Here is a 25,274-nt window from a genome sequence, read left to right as displayed (position 1 = left end):
AGAATTGTTGAGTTTTGTCGCCGGACTTATTCACCTCAGGCGATTACCAGGCTCAGGCTCGCATGCGTCATCCGTGCGCATTACGTTACAGGGTAATAGCGAAACGACCAGTCAGGATCGAGCCAAACAGCCGGTTTGAATACCCGCCCATAAACAAATGCCATAGCTTGAGCGGCACGCTGCAGAAACGCACGCCTTTGCAGCCTGCAGTGTTTACTGCCTGTTCTGACCGAGTCTGCTGGTGCACAGACCTAACACTACAGCAAGGGAATACGACGTGCCCTGCGCCGTCATGTGAGTTTTGGCAGCGCCATCTGACTGCATTGTTAACTGCCGATCCGAATCAGTCGGCATAACAGGTCACTCGACGGTCATCCTCAGGATGGATAGAAGATCGCTGACCATGCCAGCGAAGGGATGATCCCGAGGGATCAGCGGGCTCACGAGGAAGTGGTGGGAGTTGACTAGGTTCCAGGCCCGGATATTGCCAAGATCAGTAGCTGCGAATTGCACCGACCTTGCGCCAGACGAAAAAAAGGCCAGATCAGTCTGATCTGGCCTTTCGATTGTTTGGTCGGGACGGAGTGATTCGAACACTCTACCCCTTGCACCCCATGCGTTTTTTTGGTGGATTCCCATGGATTCCCATAGACGTTACCGGAAAGCAAAAACCCTAGTAAATACGGGGCATACAGGCTAGATTAGCATCCACAAACGTCCACCACCATCCACCGACAGCCGAGCGATTCGGTGGGGCAAAAGTGGGGCAAAATTCTAAGCCACCGTTTTATACAAGGGGTAGAGAGTGGCCAAAATCACCGCCAAGCAGCTTGAAGCACTCACCACGACTGACGACGGAAAAACTCTCCGGGAAGATGGCGGATTGGTTGGTAAAGTACGTGCTGGTGTCCGCGGGATCACCGTACTCTTCCGCTACGAATTCAAGCTCGATGGCAAGAAAGGTGACCACCGACTGGGTAGCTGGCCGAAGAAGTCTCTAGCCCAAATTCGTGCTGAACGTGATGACGTACGTGCAACAGTCAGCAAAGGCGTTGACCCAACCTCCGCCCGCAAGGCAGCCAAGATCGAAGCGCAAGCCGCCATTGCTGCCACAATCGCTGAAGCCGAGCGCCAGGCGAGTGAGAGCAAGACCGTTCAGGATCTGTTCGATACCTGGCTGGCTGACGGTGTCGCTCGCCAGGACGGCAATGCCGAACTGCAGCGCAGATTCAAGAAAGACGTCCTCCCCTTCATCGGCAAGACTCAGGTCCGCAGCCTGACAGACAAGGACCTACTCAGCGTCCTGCGTAAAGTCAAAGCACGCGGGCTCAACCGCTCTGTTGTGATCCTCAACAACGACTTAGGCCAGATGCTGCACTGGGCCGAGAAACGCAAACCCTGGCGCCCGCTGATGGCTGACGGCAACCCAGCTGACCTGATCGACGTGAAGAAACTACTCGATCATGACTACCAGGAAGAACGCGACCGCGTGCTGTCCCCTGATGAGATTCGTGAGCTCTGGAATATCTTCATCAAACTGGAAGAGGACTACACCGCCCTGCGCGCCGGCAGCAAGTACAGCGGCATTCGACCAGTCAACGAGCGCGTTCAGTGCGCCGTATGGATCTGCTTGAGCACCCTATGCCGCATCGGCGAGTTGCTAAAGGCCGAATGGAAGCACGTCGACCTGGAGACCGGCCGCTGGTTTATTCCAGCCGAGAACACCAAAGGCCAGCGCGGCAAACGTCAGGACCATCACGTTTTCCTCTCGGACTTTGCGAAAGAACAGTTCCAACGCCTGCAGCACGAAACCGGCTCTACGCCATTCGTGTTCCCGAACCGTGCCGGCGATGCCCACGTCAACACCAAAACCGTAAGCAAGCTGATTGGCGACCGCCAATGCATGTTCAAAGACCGCAGCAAGCCTCTGGCCGGCAGACATCACGACGACAGCCTGGTTCTGGCAAAAGGAGCCAACGGCGAGTGGACACCGCACGACATGCGCAGAACCGGCGCAACCATGATGCAAGCTCTGGGAGTACCCCTCGACATCATCGACCGCTGCCAGAACCACCTGCTGGGCGGATCCAAGGTCCGACGGCATTACTTGTTGCACGATTATGCCGAGGAAAAGCGGCAGGCTTGGGAGATTCTCGGAAGAGAGCTGCAGTTGATTTTGAGTTTGCCAGACGAAACATAGCTAAGAGGATACTGGCACTCAAACGGACAACACCGAGCCCAATCCCGAAACGGAGCCGATCTCAGGTGAACACTTGATCGATACAGCCATTCTCACATTGGATCATTGTCTATGCGAAATCCCACAATCGAACCGGCTCGCAAGCAACAGCACCAATACATTCTTGATCGCCAGGACGGATCATGGCTGACACTCCATGAGTTCATGGGTGATGGTGATTACGGGGATGTCATAGCAGAGCGGCGGGTCGGTGTCCGGATTGAAATTGCCGAGGGTCAGGATCGCTATGTATGTCCAGCATGCGAAAAGCCTATGATTCTTGCCTCCCATCGCATCCAAAACCGAAGCAAAGAGCGGTTCTACTTCAAGCACCTGTACGATGACGGATCCTGCTCTGGAATAGCCGGACTTGGTGCCAAAACAATTAATGCAATGCGGTTTGGTCAAACGAAAGAAAGTGTTGAGCACCATCGCTTAAAGGCCATGATCCTTGCGAGTATTGAGCATGACCCGGCTTTCACCGACACACTAGCTGAACGACGCTGGGTCGATATTGAGGGCGAGAGTTGGCGGCAACCTGATATACAAAGCCGCTTCAATGGCCAGCGCGTAGCCTTCGAGGTCCAGCTTTCGACCACTTTCCTGCATGTGATCGTTGAACGAATGAGGTTCTACCAGCGCAATGATGGCAGGCTGCTGTGGCTGTTCCGCGATCTCGACGCAGAGCATTTTCGATTAGCAGAACAGGACATCTTCTTCTCGAACAATCGAAACGCTTTCCGGGTTACCGAACAGACCGTCGCCCTGTCTCGTGCTCACAAACACTTTTTACTTGAGTGTGTCTGGCATGAGCCCTTCGTAACCGATGGCCGCATTGAAACCAGGCTAGCTCAGCGGATCGTCAGGTTTGACGAGCTGAAATTCGATGTGAGCGACCAGGGAGCCCCCCGCACCTACTTCTTCGATTACGAGAGCGAAAAGGTTCGCTCGGAGCAGGAGCTTATTGATCGCAAGCGTGTTATGCGTGATCAGGAGATTCGCCAGTCATTTGAGAGCTTCTATCTCCCATTTCTTCGGCATGAGTTAACCAGTACCGATATTGAGGAGCGATGGCCCCAGCTCGTTAGCCTATTTCAATCACTAGGACTTGCGTTACCAGAACACCCTTTCACCGTAGACGGCCCCTACAACTATCTCGTGGCGGCCTATTCGGCAAGAGAAGGCGTTCCGGTAGGGCTAGGCTACGGAAACCTCGTGCAGGTGGCGCACTACCTGGTCGACAAGCGGAAAGAAACGCTCTGGGTTTTCAGACTCATGCTGGAGGCACATGACCGGGCGAACCTAATGAGAGAGTACGACACCACCCAACGCTGGCGGCAGAAGGTTACGCAGTACCGTGACGCCCTTCGGCGAGAAGACCCGGAGTATATGCCCAACCGAGCTTTCGACCGACTTCTCAGTTTCCTCTTCCCAGAGATAAGCGAGAAACTGGTCATGGCGCCCCGTCAACTGCTTGGGGAGCCAAGGACAGCACAGAGCTGACTTCTGTGCAGTTACTCCACAACTGAATAGGACCTTCTGCCCATAAATCGACATCCAGGCAAGAGATCTTGAACCACCAGGTCGATTTGGTCCTTACCCTGTGAGTCCGTTACAGCCCACCCGCACTTCTCCAGCTTATTACGATCCTGACGGCTTTGCCGGTCTTCAAAATACATCCCGTCATGGTACACCTCGCGGAAGATGAGCAGCCCATCTCGCTTGATCACATAGTTTCCGGGCTCTTCAGGAAAATTCACCTCTGTCTGTTCTGTGCAGCCGGTGGTGAGTGCCAACGCTGCGATGATCGGAGCTACGAGCTTTAACGATTTTGTCATGTATCGCGTCCTTGGCATTGGTTCGTTTCTAAGCATCAGTAGGCAGCCATAAACCCAAGCTCAATGCGCCGCAGGCAAGTCACTCCAACGGGTTGTGAACTCGGGAGTCAGGGATTGACGTTCCATGCTCCAGCCCGCCCCTGTGATGCCCCGGGTAAGGCGGACGCATCCTCCCCTGCTTGGCAATGATCGAGTCCATGACTTGCTCACCAGCCCTCATAATGCCTCAACCTAGTTGCCCTAGAATCATGGAATCAAAGACAACCCCAACTCCGCCAGAAACTGATTGTGGCGCTCTTTCGCCTCCTTGATTAACCCCTCGATCGCCGTGAGCTCAGCATGCACCAGCGAGAGCTTGATCTCTTCCTCCGCCTCCGCTGTGCTCACATAGCGAGAGATATTCAGGTTGAAGTCGTTCTTCTCGATTTCCGCCATCTCAACCCTGCGAGAGTAGCGGTCCTCTTCCTTGCGAAACTGATAGGTTTCGATGATCTTGGCAATGTAATCATCCGTCAGCTGGTTCTGTCGCTTGCCTTTCTCGAAGAGCTCAGCCGCGTTGATGAACAGCACATCGTCAGGCTTTTTGCACTTCTTCAGCACCAGGATGCAGACTGGGATACCTGTGGAGAAGAACAGGTTGGCTGGCAGGCCGATCACGGTGTCGATGTGTCCATCCTTGAGCAGCTTGGTGCGGATGCGTGCTTCAGCCCCGCTGCGGAACAACACACCATGCGGAAGAATGATGGCCATGACGCCATCCTGCTTCAGGAAATGGAATCCATGCAGCAGGAAAGCAAAGTCTGCTGCCGACTTGGGAGCCAGCCCATAGTTTTTGAAGCGAGCATCCTCTCGCAACGTCTCCGAAGGATCCCAGCGGTAACTGAAAGGGGGATTGGCCACAACCGCATCAAACTTCGGAACCTTGGCTGGATTAGTCTCGCGCAGCATCTCCCATTCATTGAGCAGTGTGTCACCGTGGAAGATCTCGAACTCCGAATCCTTCACCCCATGCAACAGCATGTTCATGCGCGCTAGGTTGTAGGTTGTGATGTTCTTTTCTTGCCCGTAGATCTTGCCAATACCATTCGTCCCCATAAAGCGACGCACGTTCAGCAGCAACGAGCCCGAACCGCAGGAAAAGTCCAGCACGCTGTCTAAGTGGGTACGGCAGCCAGTTTTCGGCTCCTGACTATCAAGTGTCACGATGGCAGACAGAATGCTGGAAATGCGCTGCGGCGTGTAGAACTCACCAGCTTTCTTGCCGCTACCGGCAGCAAACTGGCCGATCAGATACTCGTAGGCATCGCCCAACGTGTCACTGTCGGTTGAAAATTCCTTCAGCCCCTTTGCAATCTCGGCGACGATCTTGCACAGGTGAGCATTGCGCTCGACATAGGTCTTTCCGAGCTTGTCAGAAGACAGGTTGATCTCAGAAAACAGCCCCCGGAAGGTGCTAGCGAAAGACTCATTCTCGATATAGCTGAAGCCCTGCTGCACAGCACTAAGCAGGCCATCCTTCTGGGTGCGCGCAAGCTCGGCGATGCTGCTCCACAGATACTCCGGACGAATCACATAATGCACCTTGCGGCGCATCAGCTTCTCAAACTCATGGGTATCAGACGAATTTTCTTCGTACCAGATCGCCAGCGGTGGACGGCGATCAAGCAGCTCACCCTTGGCATCCTTTGGCACCACCGGATAGTCCGATCCCAGCTCCTTCTTCGCCGCAGCTTCGTAGTTATCAGACAGGTAACGCAGGAACAGGAATGCCAGCATGTAGTCACGGAAGTCATCCGCGTTCATCGCACCACGCAGCTGGTCGGCAATGGCCCAGAGGGTTTTGCCCAGTTTCTGTTTTTCAAGCTCGGTCATGGTTTGCCTACTGTTGCTGCCTCAGGGATTTGAGGAAACAAGTCGGGATTGAAGGGGTAGCGACTTAGGAAGTCGTGCAGAATTTTTCTGAAGTAGGTTTTGTTCTCTTCGAGCATGGGCTTCGGCTCGAACAGGGAGTAGTCACCATGGCTCATAATGTTGATGAGCCGGGCGAGAAGAATGCCATCAGGATCGTCGGGATCACCTGCAATGCAGGCCGAGAAATTCGTGAAACCATGAAAGCTTGCCGATTTTTCCAACACAGAACGCAGCATGTTGAAGTGGTAGGTATACAGCTCTCCCGACTGCTCGGCCTTGGACAGCTCCGTCAGCACCGCCGTATGGTGGAAGAACGGTGTTGCTCGCGTGAACTCCAGCGTATAGCTGCCATCGACCTTGGATTGCGATAGGAAGTGGGCAGACACCTTCTTTGACTTACGTGCGTCAAGCTCGTTGCTCATCACGTTGAAGAAAAGCGGATGGTGCGACGAGATCACGACTTTCAGTGGTCTGTCCGCGCTCTTCAACAACTGAGTCAGATGACAGCCAAGACTGATGATGTTGTGCTCGTCGAGCGATGAAATGGGGTCATCAATGTAGACGTATCGAACCCAGCTGTAAGCCTCGATCTCCGGATCCATTGCCAGCTGCATGACCGCCAGGAAGAAGCACCAGACAAACAGGTTTTCCTCGCCACGCGAAACCTTGATGTTGTCGACGTCCTGCCCGTCTACTGTGCGAGAGAAGTACACAACCCAGTCCTGGGTGTCGATGCGGAAATCGAAATCTGCATACCGCCGCAACAGCAATCGGATGCGGGTATCCATCTCCAGCTCAGCCAGGCCGGCAAAAAAGCGAGAGTCCGCGTTGAGCGTAAGGCGACGCTCACTGTCACCCTCCAGATCATTGTCCCAGTGGAACAGATCTTCGGTGAAAGCATTGAAATACAGGGTGTCACGGGACTCATCCTGCTTGCCAATGTCCTTGAAGGCCATAGACAGCCGTGTCTTGCCAGTGCCGTTGTAGGCATACAGCAGAATGGTCGTTATCTTGCCCTGCAGTACCTGCCGCAGATGCCCGGCCAGCGCCGGGAGATCGGCGAAAGTTGGCAGCTGTCTTTCAGACCCCATTACTCGACTCCATCCATGATTCGCCAGGCCCGGCGATAGACCTGCCCGTCAGCACCCAATGCAGCTCCCCACGCCAGCTCAGGCAACGCCTCAAGACGTTTCCGGATCGAAGGCAAGGAGTCCCCAGATTTCAATTGCATCGCCTGCGCCAGGCGTGGTGCAGCCCGACGCGGTACGCCCAACAGGCGCAGCGAGACCGCCTCATCTGTGGATACGCCGTAGTACACCTGCGATGGAAGATTGGCCAACTGACTGCGTTCGTCCTCTTCAAGATCGGACGCTGTAATTGCCAGCAGCGCGCTCAACCCCCAGGACGATGTATGAGCCAGCTTGCCGAACAGGTTCTGCCCACACTTGGTCAGCGCTACCACCGTGTCTGAGCCATCCTGGCTGAAGTGCCGCTCAGCAATGGTGGCTAGCTCTTCGCCATTCACCCAGTCCTTCAGGATGAGCGCAAGCTTGTCACCATCCGGTGTTTTGCCCCCCAGAACTGCACTCAGGTTATCGCGCAGCTCTGGTACACGCAGCAGCACACCCATCATGCTCTGCAGGGTGCTGTCACCGGCCTGGAACAGCCTGTCTCGATCCCAAGAATCCGGCCCGATGTTACCGCGATGGGTCATGACCGTCTTGATGCTCTGCAGCGAGAATCCCGTACTGTCAACCAGGCCGAGTGGTTGTGCTGGGCTGGCCATGTAGGAAACGTAACTGCGGATACCAGTCAGCAGATTTCGAGCGAGCTGGCTGTTTGACGTGCGCAACCGTTCAAAGCCGAAGGTGCCACGCAAGACCTGCTCGATCTGATCGGCAAAGTTGAAAGGCTGCCCCATTTGGCGGTAGGTGTGTGCGAGGTACTGAAGAAAGCTCGACCACTCTGGATGGTGATAAACAATCAACCCAAGGTCAGTTAGCTCACCGGCTGCAGCCTGAGCCAACTGAATCAGTGCAGAGTTCAGGTCTCCGGTGCTGCGATTGATGAAATCACGACGCTTTGCCACTTCGGCTTCATCTTTGGCAACCAGAGCCACCACACCCAGCTGCCCCTGAGAAACACGCCCCGCCCGACCGGCGATATTCCAGAAATCCTCTGCCGGCATGTCCTGGCCAAAGGGGTACTGGGTCGCAGCCATCACCACACCACTGACCGGGAAGTTCACCCCCTGAGCAAGGGTAGTGGTTGCAGCCAGGGTATCAAGATGACCTTTCTCGAACAGCCACTCCATCAGCATCCGGACTTCTTCCGGCAACCCGCCATGGTGTACACCCACACGGTGCGACAGCAGATCCACTAGCGGGAACTGCACGCCCAGCTCTGCCGCGACGTAGTTCTGCACAAAGCGCACATCCTCCGGCAGCGCCTCGCTTCGTCCGGACTTCAGCTTCTCCGCCAGCTTCCAGACAAAATCCGGACGACTGTGCATCGCAATCACCGGCCCACGGGCAGATAGCTTGCGTGCTGTGATCGCGGCCAACGTGCCCACATCCTTAGCTTTCGATAACGAGGCAGCCAAGCTCTGTTCTTTACCCAGGGAAAACACATCATCCAGGGTAATGCTGGGACGTGACGTGTGTACCGTCTCGAAGTTCACCTGATAATCGCGGCTACGCCCCTTATTGGCACCTGCATCTACCGGGCTGACAATACCGATGGCACGGTCATTCGGCTGCCAGTCCACCCCTAGGCTGATATCTTCCGAGTTCAGACCGCCCAGCCAGCGTGCCACTTCGCGGGCATTCTGGATGAAAGGTGTCAGCAGCAGGAACTGCGCCTCGCGGCACTCACGGTTGATGGTTGCCAGCAGCAACTCCAGTCGCAGCCCGCGCTCACTGTCCTGAATCGTATGAGCCTCATCCACCACGACCAATGTGAGCGGACGACCAATTTTCTCTTCCCAACCCTGACGCAGCATCAGATCGAACTTCTCCGGCGTGGCCACCAGAACACGGAACTGAGCATCGCTCTGCTCCTCGGCCAACACACCCGCCTCGATGCCGTTGACTTCCATGGCCGGACTGACCCGCTCCACCACCACGCCGAGTGGCTGGAAATCGCGCCGGAGCTGTCGCGTAACCTGATTCACTAATGCCCGGCTAGGTGCGAGATAAGCGACCCAGCCTTTGCGATCATCGAACTGATTCAGCGCCTGCAACATGCGGAACTGGGCAATCAGAGTCTTTCCACTGGAAGTCGGCAGACTGACCACGACTGCACGGCGGCTGGAGCCCAGCAAACCACGCTCAGCCAACGTGCGGCGCTGAGGTGGCAGCACATCGAACATGGCACGATCACCACGGCCACGGCTGACCAACTCGCGCACGAACTTCGTTACCCGTGAGTTCACCGCACGGGTAACCGTCCAGAGCGAGTTCGCCTCCATCTGAGCTGCTGCCCGTGCCAGCAGGCGCGTCAGCGGTCCCAGCTCAAGCAGCTGGGCGGTATCACAGGCCGCAATGGCACGGTCGAAGTGCGAGTCCAGCACCGGCTGAATCTGATAACTGTCCTCTACCACACCATCAGTGATGAAGTGGGCTAGCACATCAGCCGCCTTGGCCAGGTGGTAGATGGCGATCAGCTCCAGCGCCGAGCGTTTGGCTTGCAGCGGATCAAATGAGCCGAGGTACTCTCGCTCAAACTCCTGCTGACTTGTGCGCAAGGCAGCCACCCGCTCCAGCACGGTGTCACGGTCAATCCAGCCTTGCTTACGAACCAGGCGCAACCAGACATCGGTAAGCGTGGCACGACAACGCTCCCCCCAGTCTGGCGAATTAAGGGGCAGCACAGGCCAAGCTTTTTTATCATCAAGAGCACGCAGCCAGCGCGCAGCATCTGCTCCCCGGTCACCAATCACGGCTAGTACCGAGGCACGAAGCAGATGTGTGGCCGCGACCATAGGAGCCTCTGGTAAGGGTAGTACTCGCAGCAACCGGAAAGCATCTCCTGCTGCACTTTGCAGAATCGCCTGGCGTGCTTCGTCATCGCCGAAGCGATCCAGCTCCATATCCAGAACAGCCAGCTCCAGCGCAGCCACTACCTCATACATGGCCTGAGCATCGAAATCAGGCTCTTGCGGCGTCATTTCTCGGTAGAACTGTACCCTGTCGGCATCACGCAGCGCCTGAGCCCGGCTTTCTGCAATCGCATCCAGCAGCCAGTGACTCATGTCGCACCTCCCTGCTTAATAACAGCAGGCAGTTGCTCAATCGGCCATGGCATATACAAAGCAAGTAGGTGGCATCGTGTCGGGGCATGCACGCTCTTTGCGAGAGCCTTTCCGCGATTTTTCAAATCCATCTCGCTGGCTGCCTGATCACGGATGAGGACACCGAATAGCGCCAGATCCCGATTCCCAGACTCGAAATAGCGCCTGCAAGCAGCGTCAAAGGCTGGCTGATGCTCCGTGTTCTTGACTCTAGGTAGCAACCACTTGAGCAACTGACACAGAGTGCCCAGGTTACCGGCAAGGGTCTCCAGCTGATGGATCATGCCGCTGCGCCCGGTCATGACCTGCGGCGGCGATTTCTCTTCAGATGAGCATTTGACTTCGCCTAGAGCCAGGCGGTGGGAGTCGCCATCGCGCTGGAAGCCCACAATGTCCGCACCCGGCAGTGACGCAAAGGGGTTGCGTTTGTCACGCTCATTGTTCCAGGGCAGCACCACACCGTGGTGTTCTTGCAACATCGCTTCAGCTAACGCCTCACCAGCGGCCCAATCACGGGTCTCATGCAACTCGGCATCCAGCACCGCTTGCAAGGCATCCAGCCCCATACCGGTCAGGCTTAGCCCATGCAAGTGATCGCTCAGCGCCTGACTGCCTTCGCTATCGTTCAGGCGTGCGGCGACTTGCCCTTGCAGAAAGCTATTAAGAGCATCACCGGCCTGAACTGCTTCACCTTGCCAGGTGACACAGCCATCAGCCGACTGGTAGAGGGTTTGCCAGATCAAGTGTTGGTCTCATCCATGACAGGGAAAAGCTGCTGCATCAAGCTCAGCTTATGAGTTTTGAGGGCTTCCACTTTGCCCCTCTGAGCGGCGATCAGTGAGTCGAGGGAGGAAAGAAATCCGGCAATCCTCTCCTGCTCTGCCAGTGATGGCACCTTGATCCGCAAGCTTATGAAAAACGGAAGGCCGATAGTCTTGATCGTGCTCCCTGTAGCGATTTTCTCAAACAATGATTTTTTTTGCTGCAACGTGTAGTAAAGAAACCAGTTGCAGAGTCGATCAGGCTTGCAGGCCCACACAATAAAATGTTGACTCACAGCCATGGGCTCGCCCATCACGGCACTTTTACCCACGCCCGCATCTCTGCTTAGGAGAACAGCCCCTGCTGGATGCAGTACAGCAGACGAATTGGCTAGTCCAGCTGCTGAGATTTCTACTTCCGTCTCTGTAATAAGCCCTGCGTCCAGTCGCCTTGAGTCAGCCAGCGAAACCCACTTGATTCCACCATCGTAATACTCAGGGTGGGCCTTACTCGGCGTATGACCAGATCCCCGCTTTGCCAGATCTTCAAGAGGCTCATCCGCCCAAACCTCATCTTGAGAAAACTCGGGAAAGCGCAACAGGGGAACAGATTCACCATCGCGAGGGAGCAGCTGCTGCATCAGCCCCTGTTGGTGAGTCTTTAGGGCGTTCAGCTTCTGACTTTCCGCAGCAATCAGCTCGTCAAGGGATGACAAGCAATCGGCGATACGCCGCTGCTCAACCTCCTGAGGCGGCAATGCGATGGGGAACGACAAGAACACCTCAGTCTGGATGCGTTTTGCTTTTCGCCCACCGTCAGCAATCTCACCATTCTTCCTGTAGAAATCTTCTCGCTTTACGTACTCCAAAAGAAAAATGGAGTCCAGCCCGTTGGCAATATCAAAGCAGGGCAAGTCAACCGTCGACTCATACCCATCCAACTCCTCTGGGATAACCCCAAAGGCCTGATTAAGGAAGTCGAGCTTGCTGTAAATGAACTGACCGGCACTACGTTTGTAGTACCTGGTGTTTTCACTGCCTTTGATCGACTCATTTTTGGCGAATACACCATTCCCCCAAAGCTTGACCGTGATTTTCCTTGCAACGTCGCCTGCGCTACCTTCGACACGGCTTTCGGTCAGATACTCCGAAAGCTCATGCACCTCCCACGCCCCAGCCTCCCGAAACTCAGGAAACCGCAAGCGAGGCACCAGCACCATTTTCTTCTGCTGCATTTGCTCACTCATCGCCAGGCCGTCTTTCCGTAGTTTGCAGTGCATGCCCAGACACGACGGTCAAGGTAGGAATCAGCGGTGTATTCAGAGATGTCATGCCTGCCTCAGTGCTCATGAGCTGACAGCCCCGAAATTTCCTGCCCCTGTGCCAGCTTGTTCAGCAGCGGCGTCAGGTCTTCTACCAGCGCCAGTTCTTTCTGTGCGCGTGCCTTCCAACCCAGGTTCAGCGGAGCCATCAGCTCGGACAGACGCTCACCGTCGAAGATATGGCGACGCAGGATCTCATCGACAAAGCCTTGCAGGGCCCCCGGCGCAAGTCCGTGCCGGTTAGCAATGTCGGTCAGCTCGCTGGTCTTTTTGTGCGCTTTGAACTGTTCATAGCCGGCGTGGATCTGCTTTTCATCCAGCGCCTCATCGACTGGTAGGCCTCGGATGTATTCGGCGATGTCGTCACGCTCGTCGATGAACTTGGCATCCGCCTGAATGAGCCCGATGAGCTGTTCGCGGTTCATGGTCAGCTTGCCAGGCGTCTGCTGGGTCAGCTTCGCAATCAGCCCCATGATGTAGTCGTAGTCGATCACTGCCGAAGCGAACAACACGAACTCGAAGTCGAGCTGCTGCACCTCGGGGGCAACCTGATCGCCGGGCTTTCCTTGCTGCTCCTTCAGCCGCTTCGCGGTCTCCAGATAGACGCCTTTGAAGCTCTGCAGCTGATCTGGCGGGATGATCTGCGAGATCTGAGTCTGCTGTTCATCGCTGAGATCGGTGTATTGATCCAGCTGAGTCTTCAGGCGCTGCACTTCCTTGAACAGGTTGACGAACTGGCTGCGCGCCGCATCGCCCTTGAGATTGGCGACCTCTTCCGGAGCATTGCTCAGCCCCTGCGACTGCATGTAGTCGGCCAGCTTCTGGGTGGCTGCCTGCAAACTGCTAATGGCCTTGGGAGCCGGGTCTACCAGCCAGATTTCCCGTGGATTGCTGATCTTTTCCCCAGAGAACAGCGCAATGGCTTCTTCCACCAGCTTTTGCTGTTGGCGGAAATCTAGGACGTTACCAAAGGGCTTGCTGTCATTCAGTACCCGATTGGTACGCGAGAACGCCTGAATCAGTCCGTGGTGCTTGAGGTTCTTGTCCACGTACAGGGTGTTCAAGTACTTGGAGTCGAATCCAGTGAGCAACATGTCCACCACAATGGTGATGTCGATCTTCTGCCCATGCGGCAAATCAGCATTCGAGTACTTGTGATCCTTGATGCGCTTCTGCACGTCCTGGTAGTAAAGGTCGAACTCGCCAATACGGTGACTACAGCCGAAGCGGGCGTTGTAGTCCGCGATGATGGCCGTCAGTGCAGCCTTCTTGCCCTCGGGATCCTGCTGGTTGTCTTCCTTCTCCTGCGGCAGATCTTCCTGAATCTGCTGCACATCCTTGTTGCCCTCGGCAGGCGGGGAGAACACGCAGGCGATGTTAAGTGACACAAAGCTGCTGTCTTCTTCGTGCTTCTTCTGCTGAATAGACTTGAACGTCTCGAAATACTCGACGGCATCGTTGATGCTATGAGTAGCCAGCACAGCGTTGAACTTGCGGCCGTTAGTGGCAGCATCATGCTTGGCCAGGATGGTTTCTACGACCTTGGCCTTGGGTAGTCCTTCACCAGGCTTGGGTGGCTTCTTGCCTTCGGGCTTGAAGTAGTCGATGTGAAACTTCAGGACATTCTGGTCGTCGATGGCATGGGTGATCGTGTACTCATGCAGACAACGCTGAAACAGATCTTCGGTGGTGCGATAGGTGGCCTGTTGCCCTTCGATCTGCTGGTAGCTGGCGTTCTTCTCGAAGATAGGTGTGCCAGTGAAGCCAAACAGTTGAGCGTTGGGAAAGAATTCCTTGATGGCCTTGTGGTTCTCGCCGAACTGCGAGCGGTGGCACTCGTCGAAAATGAACGCCACACGCAGATCGCGCAACGGCTCCAGGCGCTGCTTGTAGGTCTCCTTGCCCTGCTTTTCCTTCTGTTTGTTGCGCTTGCTGTTTTCATCAAGCGCCAGGCCCAGCTTTTGGATGGTGGTGACAATCACCTTGTCCGCGTAGTCGTCGGACAGCAGGCGACGCACCAGTGCTTCAGTGTTGGTGTTCTCCTCGACGCAACCTTCCTGGAAACGGTTGAACTCCTCGCGGGTCTGCCGATCCAGATCCTTGCGATCCACCACGAATAGACACTTGTCGATGTCCGGATTGTCCTTGAGCAAGGTCGATGCCTTGAACGAGGTGAGCGTCTTGCCACTGCCAGTGGTATGCCAGATGTAGCCATTGCCACAGTTCTGGTGGATGCAGTCCACGATGGCCTTGACCGCGTAGATCTGATAAGGCCGCATCATCAGCAGTTTCTGCTCGCTGGCCACCAGCACCATGTAGCGGCTGATCATCTGACCCAGGGTGCACTTGGCCAGGAATGCATCGGCGAACCGATCCAACTGGGTGATCTTCTTGTTGTCCTCGCTGGCAAACTGGTAGACCGGCAGGAAACTCTCGTCCGCGTCGAAGCTGAAGTGTCGAGCGTTGTTGTTGGCGAAGTACCGGGTGTCGCTGCGGTTGCTGACGATGAAGAGCTGTAGGAAGCACAGCAGGGTCTTGCCGTAACCGTTGCCAGGATCGGCCTTGTAATCGACGATCTGCTGCATCGCCCGGCGCGGACTGACCGCCAGCGTCTTCAACTCGATCTGTACCACTGGCACACCGTTGATGAGTAGCACCACGTCATAGCGGTGGTGGCTGCTGTCGGTGTTCATCCGCAGCTGGTTGACCACCTCGAACTCGTTTTTGCACCAGTCACGGACGTTGACCAAGGTGTAGTTCAGCGGCGTGCCATCCTCGCGCTCGAAGCTGTTTATCCTGCGCAGGCGCTGCGCTGCGCTGTAGACATCCGGGGTAACAATGCTATCGAGCAGGCGCTGAAACTCGCCGTCGGTTAGCGTGACGTGATTGAGTGCGTTGAACTTGGCGCGGAAGTTGGCCTCCAGCGCAGAACGGTCACGAATGTCAGGGCGATGTGTGTACTTGAGACCCTCGAGTTTGCCAATCAGGTCAAGCTCGATCTGCTGTTCTGACGTCGTCATGAGTCCCGCACCAAAGTACCGAGTGAGTTATCGCAGCCACCATCTGGGCATGCGAAAGCAATGCTAGTCATGCGGGATTCCCCCTGTTTCGTCCCTGGCACAGCCCGCACACCGACTCGCCCAACCCCAGCGGCTGAAGCAGTCATCCTGCGCACACTGCCAGCGTAGGCCGTTATAGCCCTCAGGCCCAAGCGGCAAAAGAATGAACTCTTCTAGCCCGACTTACGAGATAACGGCTCTCACGCTGCCAAAAATTGCGCAAATTCTACCATACGATCAAATTGAAATTACCTCCAGAGTCAGCAGAAACCATCGATTTCGAGGAAGGTCCTGGCCAATATGAATGAGGGTCTATGGCTGCATGGCTGAGAGGTCGAGCGCTATGCTGGTATCTGCCGCACTATAGTAGATGAACCAGTCAAACCTGACCTCTCTCTCAGTTGCATTCGAATTTTCTTCAACCCTACATAACTCCCACGAGCCTACCCCAAGCCAGTCCGCTCAACTGGCCTGTCTCGTGAGGAGTTCTCTATGTCTCGATCCTGTCCGCGCTGTCGCTCGCAGCGCGTGGTGTTCTGCAACTACGGCAAGCGTATTGGCGGCACCGTAGGTACCGTCGCCGGTGCGTTCAGTGGTGCTGCGGCTTCAACCGCATCAGGTGCAGCAGCCGGTTTGCGCATCGGCATGCAGGTCGGTGTGTCTGGTGGCCCGGCGGGCGTCGGTGCGGGTGCTGTGTTGGGAGCCATTACCGGTGCCTTGGCTGGCTGCATTGCCGGCCTGCGTTTGGGCAAAGTGGTCGATGAGCAGTTGCTCTGCCGCTTTCGTTGCCTGGACTGCCACGCGCATTTCTGAGCCCCGCCCTTCCTGCTGTTTTGTCTCTCTTCGTCTCTCTCCCATTGTCTTTGACCGCCTGGGCTCTATGGCTCGGGCGGTCTATGCCGTTTTGGAGGTTTCCATGGCACATCAAGTTGAAACTATGGCCTACGTTGGCACCACACCCTGGCATGGCCTGGGTAGCAAGCTGTCCCGTCATCAGCCGCTGGAGGTCTGGCAGCATGAAGCCGGCATGAACTGGCACATCGAAGAGTCCCCGGTGCGCTTTCTGTCGGATTCGGCTGCGCATCTGGGCAGCATCCATACCTTTCCTGAGCAAAAGGTGCTCTACCGTTCGGACACTAAGGCTCCACTCTCAGTGGTCTCGCAGCGTTACAAGGTGGTTCAGCCCTTCGACGTGCTGGAGTTCTACCGGGATCTGACCGAGTACGCTGGCTTTGAGCTGGAGACTGCCGGCGTGCTCAAGGGTGGTCGCAAGTTCTGGGCCCTGGCCCGGACGGGGCAAGCTTCGGTGCTCAAGGGCAATGACCTGGTTAACGGCTACCTGCTGCTCGCCACGTCCTGCGACGGAACACTCTCTACCGTGGCGACCCCCACCACCGTGCGGGTGGTCTGCAATAACACACTGGCCATCGCGGTGGACGGTGCTGCCGAGTCAATCAAGGTGCCGCACAACACTGAGTTCAACGCCAAGGCGGTCAAACGCCAGCTGGGTATCTCGGTCGCGCAGTGGGATGACTTCATGTACCGCATGAAGCATCTGTCCCAGCGTAAGGTGAACACCGGTGAAGCGCTTGGGTATTTCCTGCGGGTGATCTGCGACACCGAGCAGGATGTGGAGGATCGCCGGGAGCTCACCCAGCATCGGGCTCTGCAGAAGGTGCAGGATCTGTACGCCGGAAAAGGACGCGGCTCTCAACTGGCCTCGGCCCAGAACACCGCGTGGGGCTTGCTCAACGCAGTGACCGAGTACGTCGACCACGAGAAACGCGCCCGCAGCATTGACCACCGCCTCGATTCTGCCTGGTTTGGTCAAGGCGCCACCCTGAAGCAAAAGGCTCTGGATCATGCCCTGGAGCTGATCGCCTGAGTTTCTCGCTTCACTTTTCTGCGTCTCTTCTCAATCCCTTCATCTACCTACTCGCCTGAGCCCGATCAGCGTCTGCTGGTCGGGCTTTTGTGCGTCTGGAGTTTGCTTATGAACACGCATCAAACCACACCGGCCACTGGCACCAACAAAGCAGGCCGTGGCGTCCTGCGCCTGGTTAGCACCAAAGACCTCTCCCGCAACGACTGGCTGGACGTGCGCAAACGCGGTATCGGCAGTTCGGATGCCGCAGCTGCTATCGGTCTCAACCCTTACAAATCCCAGCTGGAGCTCTGGCTGGAGAAAACCAACCGTGACGTTGGCCTGGCTAAACCCAATCCGGATGACGACACCACCCCGGTGTTCTGGGGCGTGGTGCTGGAGCCGGTTGTCGCCTCCCAGTACCAGCGCCGCACCGGCAACAAGGTACGCAAGGTCAATGCCGTACTGCAGCACCCAGACGTGCCCTGGATGCTGGCCAACATCGATCGCGAAGTCGTTGGCAGCAACGAGGTGCAGATCCTCGAATGCAAAACGGCTGGTCTGAACGGTGCCCGCCTCTGGCGTGACGGTGTACCCAAGTACGTTGAAATCCAAGTCATGCATCAGTTGGCCGTGACCGGCAAGCAGGCGGCGGATGTTGCGGTGTTGCTCGGTGGTCAGCAGCTGGAGGTCTATCGCATCGAACGTGACGAGGTGTTGATTGAGCAGTTGACCGCGCTGGAACGCCAGTTCTGGCACTACGTTGAGACAGACACCCCGCCACCGGCAGATGGCTCAGAGTCCGCCGAAGCAGCGCTGCGTCTGCTCTACCCAGCTGACGATGGTGAGCAATTGGACTTCACCGGGGACGCCGCTTTGTCACAGGCGTTCGATGAGCTGAAGCAGGTTCGGGGCTCTTTGACCAGCTTGGGCAAGCGCGAAGCCGAGCTCAAACAGTCTCTGCAGCAGGCCATGGGCGAAGCCAGTAAAGCAATCTTCGCCAGCGGCAGTATCAGCTGGAAGAAGTCCAAGGACGGTACCGGTATCGACCTCGACGCCCTGTTCAAGGACCACCCTGCCCTCAAGACGCAGTACCAGATCAGCAAGCCTGGAAGCCGGCGCTTTCTGGTCAGTTGATTTCACTTATCTCAAATCACATCCGTTCAGGCCGACTGCCCTTGTGGCGTCGGCCTTTTTGTTTCTTACAGGAGCATTCCCATGATCAAAGGCCTGGCAATCACACCGCCCGTGCTCGGGCGTATCTCCATCGGCAAAGTGGTCGAGAAGAACGGCAAGCGCCTGCCGGAGAAAGACGACCAGTTCACCATCACCTCACAGGTGCAGACCCGTGACGGTTGGCTGGTACACCCACTTGATGAGCTGCTGCGCAAGGAACAAGGCGGCAAGATCCGCAGCATTCCGGTGCGTTTGCTGTTCAACGATCCGGAGCTGAACTTCCGTGCCGAGTACAGTCTGTTTGACCGCACCAGTGGCCGGCCACTGTGCGTCGGTAACGGGGAGTCGTGCAAGCGCTCGACCGCAGAGGGCATTCAATCACTGCCCTGCCCCTCGCCGGATGGTTGCCCGCTGGCACCTGGTGGCAACTGCAAACCCTACGGTCGATTGAACGTCGCCATCGGTGAAGACGATCCACTGGGCAGTTTTGTGTTTCGCACCACCGGCTATAACAGCATCCGCACTCTGTCGGCACGGCTGAGTTATCTGCAGGCCTTGTCCGGAGATCGACTGGCGTGCCTGCCGCTGGAACTGCGACTGCGTGGCAAGTCCACTCGGCAAAGCCATGGTTCACCCATCTATTACGTTGATCTGACACTGCGTAGTGGCCTGAGCCTGGAAGAAGCCCTCTCTCAGGCGCACCAGCTGGATCAATCACGGCGCGATGCCGGCTTTGATCAACAAGCACTGGATGCTGCCGCACGCATGGGGCTGGTCAATGGGGCCTTTGAGGACAGTGAAGAAGACTCGCACCTGGTACTGGAGGAGTTCTATCCAGAGCAATCGGTCGTTGAGTCCGCACCAGCAGCCTCGTCTCAGAAGCCCGCACCGCAGTACAGCAGCCGTCGAAGCCGCAACGGTAAGCCGACTCTGCACGACCTGATTCTCGAACGCACCCACAACCTGCAACAAGCCAATCCACCCGCCAGCGCCTGAGCGGGTGGGTTTTCTATATCCGGAGATCACCATGAGCAAGCAAAAAACCTCGTCGGCGCTGGTGCCGACAGCGGGCATTGAGCTGTCCGAAACCGAAGTGCTGAGCTGGGCACAGTCGATTCTGGAAGCCCGCTTTCATCGCAGCAACTACCTGACCAGCCCGAACCTGGTCCGCGACTACCTCGTGTCCCAACTGGCCCACGAGGAGCGAGAGGTGTTCGGCATCATCCTGCTGGACAGCCAGCATGGGGTGCTGCGGTTTGAGCGGCTGTTCTACGGCACCATCGACAGCGCCAGCGTCTACCCCCGAGAAGTCGTCAAAGCGGTACTCAATGCCAATGCCGCAGCCGTCATTCTCGCCCACAACCACCCAAGCGGTGTGCCTGAGCCCAGCCAGGCCGACCGCACACTGACCACCCGCCTGCAAACCGCCCTGCAAACCATCGATGTGCGTCTGCTCGATCACCTGGTGATTGGTGGAACAACAGCGGTGAGTTTTGCTGAGCGTGGATTGATCTGAACACAGCCGTAAAGGAGATTCAGCGGTGATGAAGACCTGCACCATCTGCAACAGCGCCACACTGGTTCATCGGCAGAACCTGCGCACCCTGGTCGTGATGGCCGGGGTGCTGGATGTGCTGTTGCGTAATCATGTTGAGCGCCAGCAGGACGTACCGACCAACCACGCGCCGTGGGAGCAGCTAGGAAAGCTGGTGGCATTACTGGCAGAGCCAACACCCTTGCTGGTAGAGGGCACGGCTCAAGGCGAGGCACTGGCCGACAACGTGGCAAAGCACTGGCTGGGCAGCTTCGACAGCCTGTGCCTGAACTGCGGTTTCTTGCTGATGGATGAGGCTGACGACCCAGCGCCGGGGTGATGCCCGGTTATTTGGTTTTCAGGCGCTCAGTCAGCTGCGCCACCAGACGCATGACCAGCTCCCGGTCAGCGGTGTCCAGTGGCTCCAGCATGCTGCGCAGGTTACGCACCTGATCGTCGACGTGCGGGCTCCCCTCCGTCAGCAGATCCACCGCTTCACAACCAAATAGCGCAGCCAACTCATAAAGGCGAGCAACCGATGGCATGGCAATGCCCCGCTCCATCCGCGAGACCGCCTCAATGCCGATACCCAACTTGCCGGCAACACCGTCCTGCGTCATCCCCGCATCACTGCGCTTTTGCGCAATCGCCCGACCGATGCTCGCGGTCAGTGCGTTTTTTGGTTTGGCCATACCCCCTCCTATCCGACCTGAATGGTTGGGCATCGACCGATTGACATGAAGGACTTGAAACGATGAGAATCAACTTCACAGGTAGATTTGACGCCAATTTCTACGCTTTGACTCCACTAATTAGGAAAGGAAAGGACGCCATGAAGCACTCTCTCCGCGCCAGCGCTCTGCTCAGCGTAATGGCTCTCACCACTATTCCCGCCACAGCAGCCGAGTGGACCAGCGGCTACGGTATGGGCACGACCGAGTACACGGTCACCGATGAATCCGGTAACGAGCTGTACATCGCCTGCCCTGAAAGCGACGGTGAATATGTCCATGCCTACGCCAAGATCCAGGGGCAGTCCTACAGCTCGAAGAAGGATCCCGGTTTCAACGTCATCCTCGATGGCACCGAGTACGGCAACCCGTTCGACACCATGTGCCGTATCTGCGGTCAGGCATTCCCAAGCTTCTGGGAGCACCTGCGCACTGCCCAAACCCTGCAGATCAGCCAGGACGGGCAAACCGTCGCGCTGCCCACGACCGGCATCGACGTACTCAAGCCGCTCAACCACCCGGAAAACACCTGCCAGTCCGCCTGGTGATCAGGCGCACCGATTCCAATAACGCTCAAAAGGAGCCCGCTGTATGGAACAGAACAACCTCGACCGACGAGATCCCCAGGACGACGAAGACGATTACATCGACGATACCTTGCCGGTCCCAGTCAAAGTGCTTGGCTGGGCGCTGGCAGCCTTTGCCTTCGCCATCTTCGCTGTAACGTTCAACAACTCCGGCATGGTGCTGCGTGCTGGCTTTTTCGCCAAAGCCTTCGCGGTACTGGTGGGTACCTTGCTTGGCTGGGGCGGTGCCCTGCTGGGTGATGCCATCTGCCGCTTTGCGCGCCCATCTGCCGTGTTCACCACCGGCGGGTTCTTCAGCCTCGTGTTCACCAAGCTTTTCTGGATAGCGGGCCCACAGGTGATCGGGCTAGTCATCGGCGTAGCGCTGGGCATTTCCCAGGTACTGTCCCGCATATAAGGAGCAAGGATGTGAAAAATAAACTACTGGCGGTATTGGCGCTGAGCGTGCTGGCAGCGGGCTGTTCTAGCCCGGAAGACAAAATGCGCGGGCAGTTCTTGTCAGGCTGCGCGCAGAGCGGCGCGGATCGTGAGTTCTGCAACTGCGTTTTTGATCAGTTGATGCTGCAGTTCGATGTCAGCTATCTGGAACGCATGAACCGCACAGGCATTCCAACCGACGACTTTGTCAAAGCCACCGTGGAAGCCGGGCAGCAGTGCAACCGGATCTACTGAGCAAAAGCACCCCAGCGGCCTGCGGGCCTAGCTGGGGTGTTATTTTTTTGAAGCACGTCATTCGTGAAGACCCCCACGGCTGATCGGGAAGCATCTTGGTCCAGAATGGACGGTGAATCCTTGATTCCAATGGGGTTGTGCCCGATCAGTGTCAGGGTCAGTGCAATCAGACCCTGCTGTGCACCGTTCCTGAGTTCCTACTCAAAGTGCACGCGAGCGGTTAGCTGATTCGATGGCCAATCGCGGCAGAAATCTCTCGGCCAGAACCTAGCGCTCAAGTGGAGTCATGCGTTCTTCATTGCTTATCACTCGATAGCGCGAAGAGCCTCATCAATCCTGGGATGCCCCAAAACTAGGTGGTAGTCAATTTCACCTCGTCGGACGTCCGCTTTCGTTATTTTTGATCCGACGGCGAGACCATTCATCCCCATGCAGAATTCCGTCGGTTCCTGCACTACGGGGTTTTGCTTCTGTAGCTGCGAAGTAACGGTCATGCACAGATTACCTTCCTTAGCTCTCCACTCGCCCAGGCTGCTCAATACCCCCTCCGGGTTATACCCCTCGAAACTTCCGTCTGCTGAGTACTGAAAAAACGCAGGCCCGAATCTATTTACAACCAATAGCGAATTACCAGAAAAAGCATCGTTCAGAGTGTTATCGCTGCTCTCGTCTGCGTACGTTCCCGAGCAGGCCAGGCAGAGAAAGTACGGCAGCGCCAAGCACAAACGTTTTTTTGATTTCATAAATCCTCATAAGTAGATCGCGCAGGTTGAATCGCCTCTGGTTTTTAGAGACATCCGAGTAACGGCTCCTGGCTGACTCCAGCCCTGTACAACTGGCTGAGGAGTTGAGTTGGTTTACCTGTCTGCAGGCGCACTTCCCTGTGCACCCGGCAACTTACCACTGGTGGCTGTACCCCATCGTTAGGGTCGTGCCAGGAGCAGGCAGATGGCTTGTATTGCTGCTGCTGCGCATCAGTTGGCTGTATAGCGGGTAGTAGTCGCGGTTGAACAGATTCTCCACCCCCAGGCTGACCTTGCCATTTTCACTCAGACGGTAGTCGCTGATCAGGTCCACGGTAGTATAGCTGTCGACTTCGCGGCGGCCGAAGCTGGCCACGCCGTTTAGACGATAGTCCTTGCTACCAACGTAGGTGGCCTGAACGCGGTTGCTCCAGTTTTCATCCGTTTGGTACTGCAGGTAAGCGGTAACTTTCAGTGGCGGTACACGGAAGCCGGTCATGCCCTGCCAGTCGCCGTCTTCTGGCTTCTCGCGCCCCCTCATCCACGTGAAGGTACCACCCATGCCCCAGACCTCATCCAGGGTCAACCAGTCGGCACTGGCCTCTACGCCGTAGACACGTTCCTTGGTGCGTTTGAGGATCAGACCGTTGTTGAAGCTTTGCACGTCACCCAGATCAGAGGTGGTGTAGAACAGCGCCAGTGAGGCAAGTGTCTGCTCGCCTACGGCACCACGCCAGCCCAACTCGTAGTTGTCTGTCTTCACCGGCTCAAGGTCCGAGGAGTCGATGTCAAAGCCGCTACGTGCATTCCGTACCTGCACGCCGATATCGGGTAACTGGAAACCCTGGCTGAAGGATGCATAGATTTCCTGACCTGCGAGCGGCGAGTAGACGACGCCGAGGTTATAGAGCACATCGTCATAGCGGACTTCGCCACCCTGGACGGTCGCCGGGCTAGCGTTGTGAATTTCCGATAGAGGGACGAAGTCATCGAACTGGGCGGTGGCATATTCGTAGCGTATGCCGCCATCGATCGACCAGCGGTCATTGAAGCGATGTTGCAACTGTGCAAAGGCACCGCTGCTGACGGTAGTCAGGTCAGGCATATAAATCATCTTGCCGATCTTCTCGAAGTCGGTGCCGCCACTGGCGTCGTAGATAGCGGGATCGAAGATGTCGAGGGGCATGTCGCTACGCTCGTGGCTAAGGTCTCCCCCCCAGACCAGTTCGGTGTTGTCGCCAAGCGGTGTACGCAGGGTCAGACGACCACCGAAGATTTCGCTGTTCTGCATCACCTGATCGACAAAGCGGCCGCGGGTGGCAACGCCACGGGCATCGAAGGGAGTGAAGCGAGTGAAGTAGTCGCGGTAGTAGAGCTGCGCCGACAGGCGACTGCCAAGCAGGTCCGCATGGCTGTATTCGAGGTTGGCCATGGTGTTCTTGATCTGGTTTTGCTCATCCAGGCTCAGCCCCTTGAGTGCCTGCGCAGGCACCGTGCCGGCGGGCAGACTGGCCACCGATGGGTCAGAGGTGTAGTCGCTGTCCTGCTGGGCGTCGTAGTGGCTGAGGGCGAGCTGGATGCGCTGATCGTCGTCGATGCGTAGCCCTAGCTTGCCGCCGATATTGAATGCATTGGAGTCGAACAGATCGCCCTGGCTAGGCTCTGGCGCAATGCGCTGCCCGTTTGCATCGAACGAGCTGCCGATATGTCGCGCGCCAAGGTCGAGTGCATAGTCGAACTGGCCCTGGGAGCCAGATTGATGGTGCTGCAGTTGCCCGCCGAGACTCTGAGTATCGAACTGAGTTAGTGAGGAAATGCCGGTCAGCGTGGTTTCAGCGCGGGTTTCGCCATCGGCGGGGCGCGTGGTGATGTTGACGATCCCACCCGTGGCACCGGCGCCATAGATCGCGCTGCTGCCGTGGATTACCTCGACGCGCTCGATCAGTGCAGGGTCGATGTTGGCCAGGTTGCGTGAGGAGTCACGGTTGGTGTTCAGCGGCACACCGTCGACCAGAATCAGCATGGTACGACCGCGCAAGGTCTGGCCGTAGTCGGTGATGGTGCGGCTGGAGTCCGAGATACCGGGAATGCTCTTGGCCAGCACGGTGGCCAGACTGCCGGAGGCCATGCGCAGCTTCTCGAGTTGCTCGCGTTCGATAACGTCGACCTGTCGGGCCTGCGGAACCAGATCGCTGGTTGTGCGTGACGAAATCACTTCAATCGGGGGCAGTTCGATAGCTTCCGCCGAGGAGGTCGGATCGACATTGGCCACTGCGCGCGGCACCACGATGAAGGTGTGCTCATCCTGTTGTTGCACAGCAAGACCACTTTCGTTGAGTACGCGCTGAAGGGCTTCGCGGGTACTCAAGCGCCCGCGCAAGGCAGGCGACTGCTTGCCAAGGGTGAGGTCGCTGGAGAACAAAATCTGACTGTTAGCCTGTGCCGCCAGAGAGTTTAGGGATTGCTCAAGGGGCGCAGCGGGCAGATCGAAATCGATTTCGCTAGCAGCCTGGGTCATTGACGACAGGCCGAGCAGCAGGCTGCTG

General features: G+C 56.9%; 22 protein-coding genes. 11 read left to right on the top strand and 11 right to left on the bottom strand.

Translation table 11 applies throughout. The annotated features are described in order from the left end of the window. Positions 1 to 805 precede the first annotated feature (805 nt). Positions 806 to 2,200, top strand: a complete 1,395-nt coding sequence (locus tag AC13EY_RS07405) for a tyrosine-type recombinase/integrase (protein ID WP_482876853.1) — start codon at positions 806 to 808, stop codon at positions 2,198 to 2,200. Positions 2,201 to 2,311: 111 nt separating this feature from the next. Continuing rightward, positions 2,312 to 3,742, top strand: a complete 1,431-nt coding sequence (locus AC13EY_RS07400; protein WP_482876851.1) for a DUF6035 family protein — start codon at positions 2,312 to 2,314, stop codon at positions 3,740 to 3,742. 11 nt (positions 3,743 to 3,753) lie between these two features. Here AC13EY_RS07400 and AC13EY_RS07395 read toward each other — a convergent pair whose 3' ends face one another. The 8 genes from AC13EY_RS07395 to AC13EY_RS07360 all read right to left on the bottom strand — a co-directional run bounded on the left by AC13EY_RS07395 (position 3,754) and on the right by AC13EY_RS07360 (position 15,382). Next, on the bottom strand, positions 3,754 to 4,077 hold the full coding sequence (locus tag AC13EY_RS07395) for a hypothetical protein (RefSeq protein WP_482876849.1): 324 nt from the start codon (positions 4,075 to 4,077) through the stop codon (positions 3,754 to 3,756). A 60-nt stretch (positions 4,078 to 4,137) separates the two neighbouring features. Further along, on the bottom strand, positions 4,138 to 4,287 hold the full coding sequence (locus AC13EY_RS07390; protein WP_482876847.1) for a DUF4113 domain-containing protein: 150 nt from the start codon (positions 4,285 to 4,287) through the stop codon (positions 4,138 to 4,140). Positions 4,288 to 4,323: 36 nt separating this feature from the next. Beyond that, on the bottom strand, positions 4,324 to 5,949 hold the full coding sequence (locus tag AC13EY_RS07385) for a type I restriction-modification system subunit M (protein WP_482876845.1): 1,626 nt from the start codon (positions 5,947 to 5,949) through the stop codon (positions 4,324 to 4,326). After that, complete coding sequence (locus AC13EY_RS07380; RefSeq protein WP_482876843.1) at positions 5,946 to 7,079, bottom strand: AAA family ATPase; 1,134 nt, start codon at positions 7,077 to 7,079, stop codon at positions 5,946 to 5,948. The genes AC13EY_RS07385 and AC13EY_RS07380 overlap by 4 nt, the downstream gene beginning before the upstream one ends. Further along, positions 7,079 to 10,240 carry a DEAD/DEAH box helicase gene (locus tag AC13EY_RS07375; RefSeq protein ID WP_482876841.1) on the bottom strand — a complete coding sequence of 1,054 codons (3,162 nt, stop codon included), beginning with the start codon at positions 10,238 to 10,240 and terminating at the stop codon, positions 7,079 to 7,081. Before AC13EY_RS07375 ends, AC13EY_RS07380 begins: the two co-directional genes overlap by 1 nt. Then, the gene (locus AC13EY_RS07370; protein ID WP_482876839.1) at positions 10,237 to 11,022 is read right to left on the bottom strand and encodes a hypothetical protein; all 786 of its coding nucleotides are present in this window, start codon (positions 11,020 to 11,022) and stop codon (positions 10,237 to 10,239) included. The genes AC13EY_RS07375 and AC13EY_RS07370 overlap by 4 nt, the downstream gene beginning before the upstream one ends. Further along, entirely contained in the window at positions 11,019 to 12,275 is a 1,257-nt protein-coding gene (locus AC13EY_RS07365) for a restriction endonuclease subunit S (RefSeq protein ID WP_482876837.1), read from the bottom strand. Before AC13EY_RS07365 ends, AC13EY_RS07370 begins: the two co-directional genes overlap by 4 nt. Positions 12,276 to 12,379: 104 nt before the next feature. Then, on the bottom strand, positions 12,380 to 15,382 hold the full coding sequence (locus AC13EY_RS07360) for a type I restriction endonuclease subunit R (protein ID WP_482876835.1): 3,003 nt from the start codon (positions 15,380 to 15,382) through the stop codon (positions 12,380 to 12,382). Positions 15,383 to 15,913: 531 nt separating this feature from the next. On the opposite strand from AC13EY_RS07360, the gene AC13EY_RS07355 reads away from it, so the two are divergent. The 6 genes from AC13EY_RS07355 to AC13EY_RS07330 all read left to right on the top strand — a co-directional run bounded on the left by AC13EY_RS07355 (position 15,914) and on the right by AC13EY_RS07330 (position 20,335). After that, positions 15,914 to 16,234, top strand: a complete 321-nt coding sequence (locus tag AC13EY_RS07355; RefSeq protein WP_228246464.1) for a hypothetical protein — start codon at positions 15,914 to 15,916, stop codon at positions 16,232 to 16,234. Between the two features lie 103 nt (positions 16,235 to 16,337). Then, a complete protein-coding gene (locus AC13EY_RS07350) occupies positions 16,338 to 17,306 on the top strand; it encodes a DUF932 domain-containing protein (RefSeq protein WP_482876833.1) in 969 nt (322 codons plus the stop codon). A 108-nt stretch (positions 17,307 to 17,414) separates the two neighbouring features. Continuing rightward, a complete protein-coding gene (locus tag AC13EY_RS07345) occupies positions 17,415 to 18,422 on the top strand; it encodes a YqaJ viral recombinase family nuclease (protein WP_482876831.1) in 1,008 nt (335 codons plus the stop codon). A gap of 81 nt (positions 18,423 to 18,503) precedes the next feature. Next, positions 18,504 to 19,457, top strand: a complete 954-nt coding sequence (locus AC13EY_RS07340; RefSeq protein ID WP_482876829.1) for a recombination directionality factor — start codon at positions 18,504 to 18,506, stop codon at positions 19,455 to 19,457. A gap of 31 nt (positions 19,458 to 19,488) precedes the next feature. Continuing rightward, positions 19,489 to 19,977: a RadC family protein gene (radC, locus tag AC13EY_RS07335; protein ID WP_482876827.1), complete on the top strand. Its 489-nt coding sequence runs from the start codon at positions 19,489 to 19,491 to the stop codon at positions 19,975 to 19,977. A gap of 28 nt (positions 19,978 to 20,005) precedes the next feature. Continuing rightward, positions 20,006 to 20,335, top strand: a complete 330-nt coding sequence (locus AC13EY_RS07330) for a hypothetical protein (protein ID WP_482876825.1) — start codon at positions 20,006 to 20,008, stop codon at positions 20,333 to 20,335. A 7-nt stretch (positions 20,336 to 20,342) separates the two neighbouring features. Here AC13EY_RS07330 and AC13EY_RS07325 read toward each other — a convergent pair whose 3' ends face one another. Then, positions 20,343 to 20,687, bottom strand: coding sequence for a helix-turn-helix domain-containing protein (locus AC13EY_RS07325; RefSeq protein ID WP_335601000.1), 345 nt, complete (start codon positions 20,685 to 20,687; stop codon positions 20,343 to 20,345). Between the two features lie 140 nt (positions 20,688 to 20,827). Here AC13EY_RS07325 and AC13EY_RS07320 point away from each other — a divergent pair, with 140 nt between their 5' ends. From AC13EY_RS07320 to AC13EY_RS07310, 3 genes are read left to right on the top strand one after another with little or no spacing between them, the layout of a single operon-like run. Further along, positions 20,828 to 21,274, top strand: coding sequence for a hypothetical protein (locus tag AC13EY_RS07320; protein ID WP_482876823.1), 447 nt, complete (start codon positions 20,828 to 20,830; stop codon positions 21,272 to 21,274). Positions 21,275 to 21,317: 43 nt separating this feature from the next. After that, positions 21,318 to 21,710 carry a hypothetical protein gene (locus tag AC13EY_RS07315; protein ID WP_482876821.1) on the top strand — a complete coding sequence of 131 codons (393 nt, stop codon included), beginning with the start codon at positions 21,318 to 21,320 and terminating at the stop codon, positions 21,708 to 21,710. A gap of 11 nt (positions 21,711 to 21,721) precedes the next feature. Then, complete coding sequence (locus AC13EY_RS07310) at positions 21,722 to 21,985, top strand: hypothetical protein (RefSeq protein ID WP_482876819.1); 264 nt, start codon at positions 21,722 to 21,724, stop codon at positions 21,983 to 21,985. Between the two features lie 305 nt (positions 21,986 to 22,290). Here the strand turns inward: AC13EY_RS07310 and AC13EY_RS07305 are convergent, their stop codons facing one another. Together AC13EY_RS07305 and AC13EY_RS07300 are read right to left on the bottom strand one after the other, a co-directional pair. Next, positions 22,291 to 22,728 carry a hypothetical protein gene (locus tag AC13EY_RS07305; protein ID WP_482876817.1) on the bottom strand — a complete coding sequence of 146 codons (438 nt, stop codon included), beginning with the start codon at positions 22,726 to 22,728 and terminating at the stop codon, positions 22,291 to 22,293. 154 nt (positions 22,729 to 22,882) lie between these two features. Further along, on the bottom strand, positions 22,883 to 25,246 hold the full coding sequence (locus AC13EY_RS07300) for a TonB-dependent receptor (RefSeq protein WP_482876861.1): 2,364 nt from the start codon (positions 25,244 to 25,246) through the stop codon (positions 22,883 to 22,885). Positions 25,247 to 25,274: the final 28 nt, after the last annotated feature.

The sequence above is a fragment of the Halopseudomonas sp. L-58 genome (genome assembly GCF_056859475.1).
Note: the sequence above shows the minus strand (reverse complement) of the source record. Positions and strands in the feature narration are given on the sequence as shown.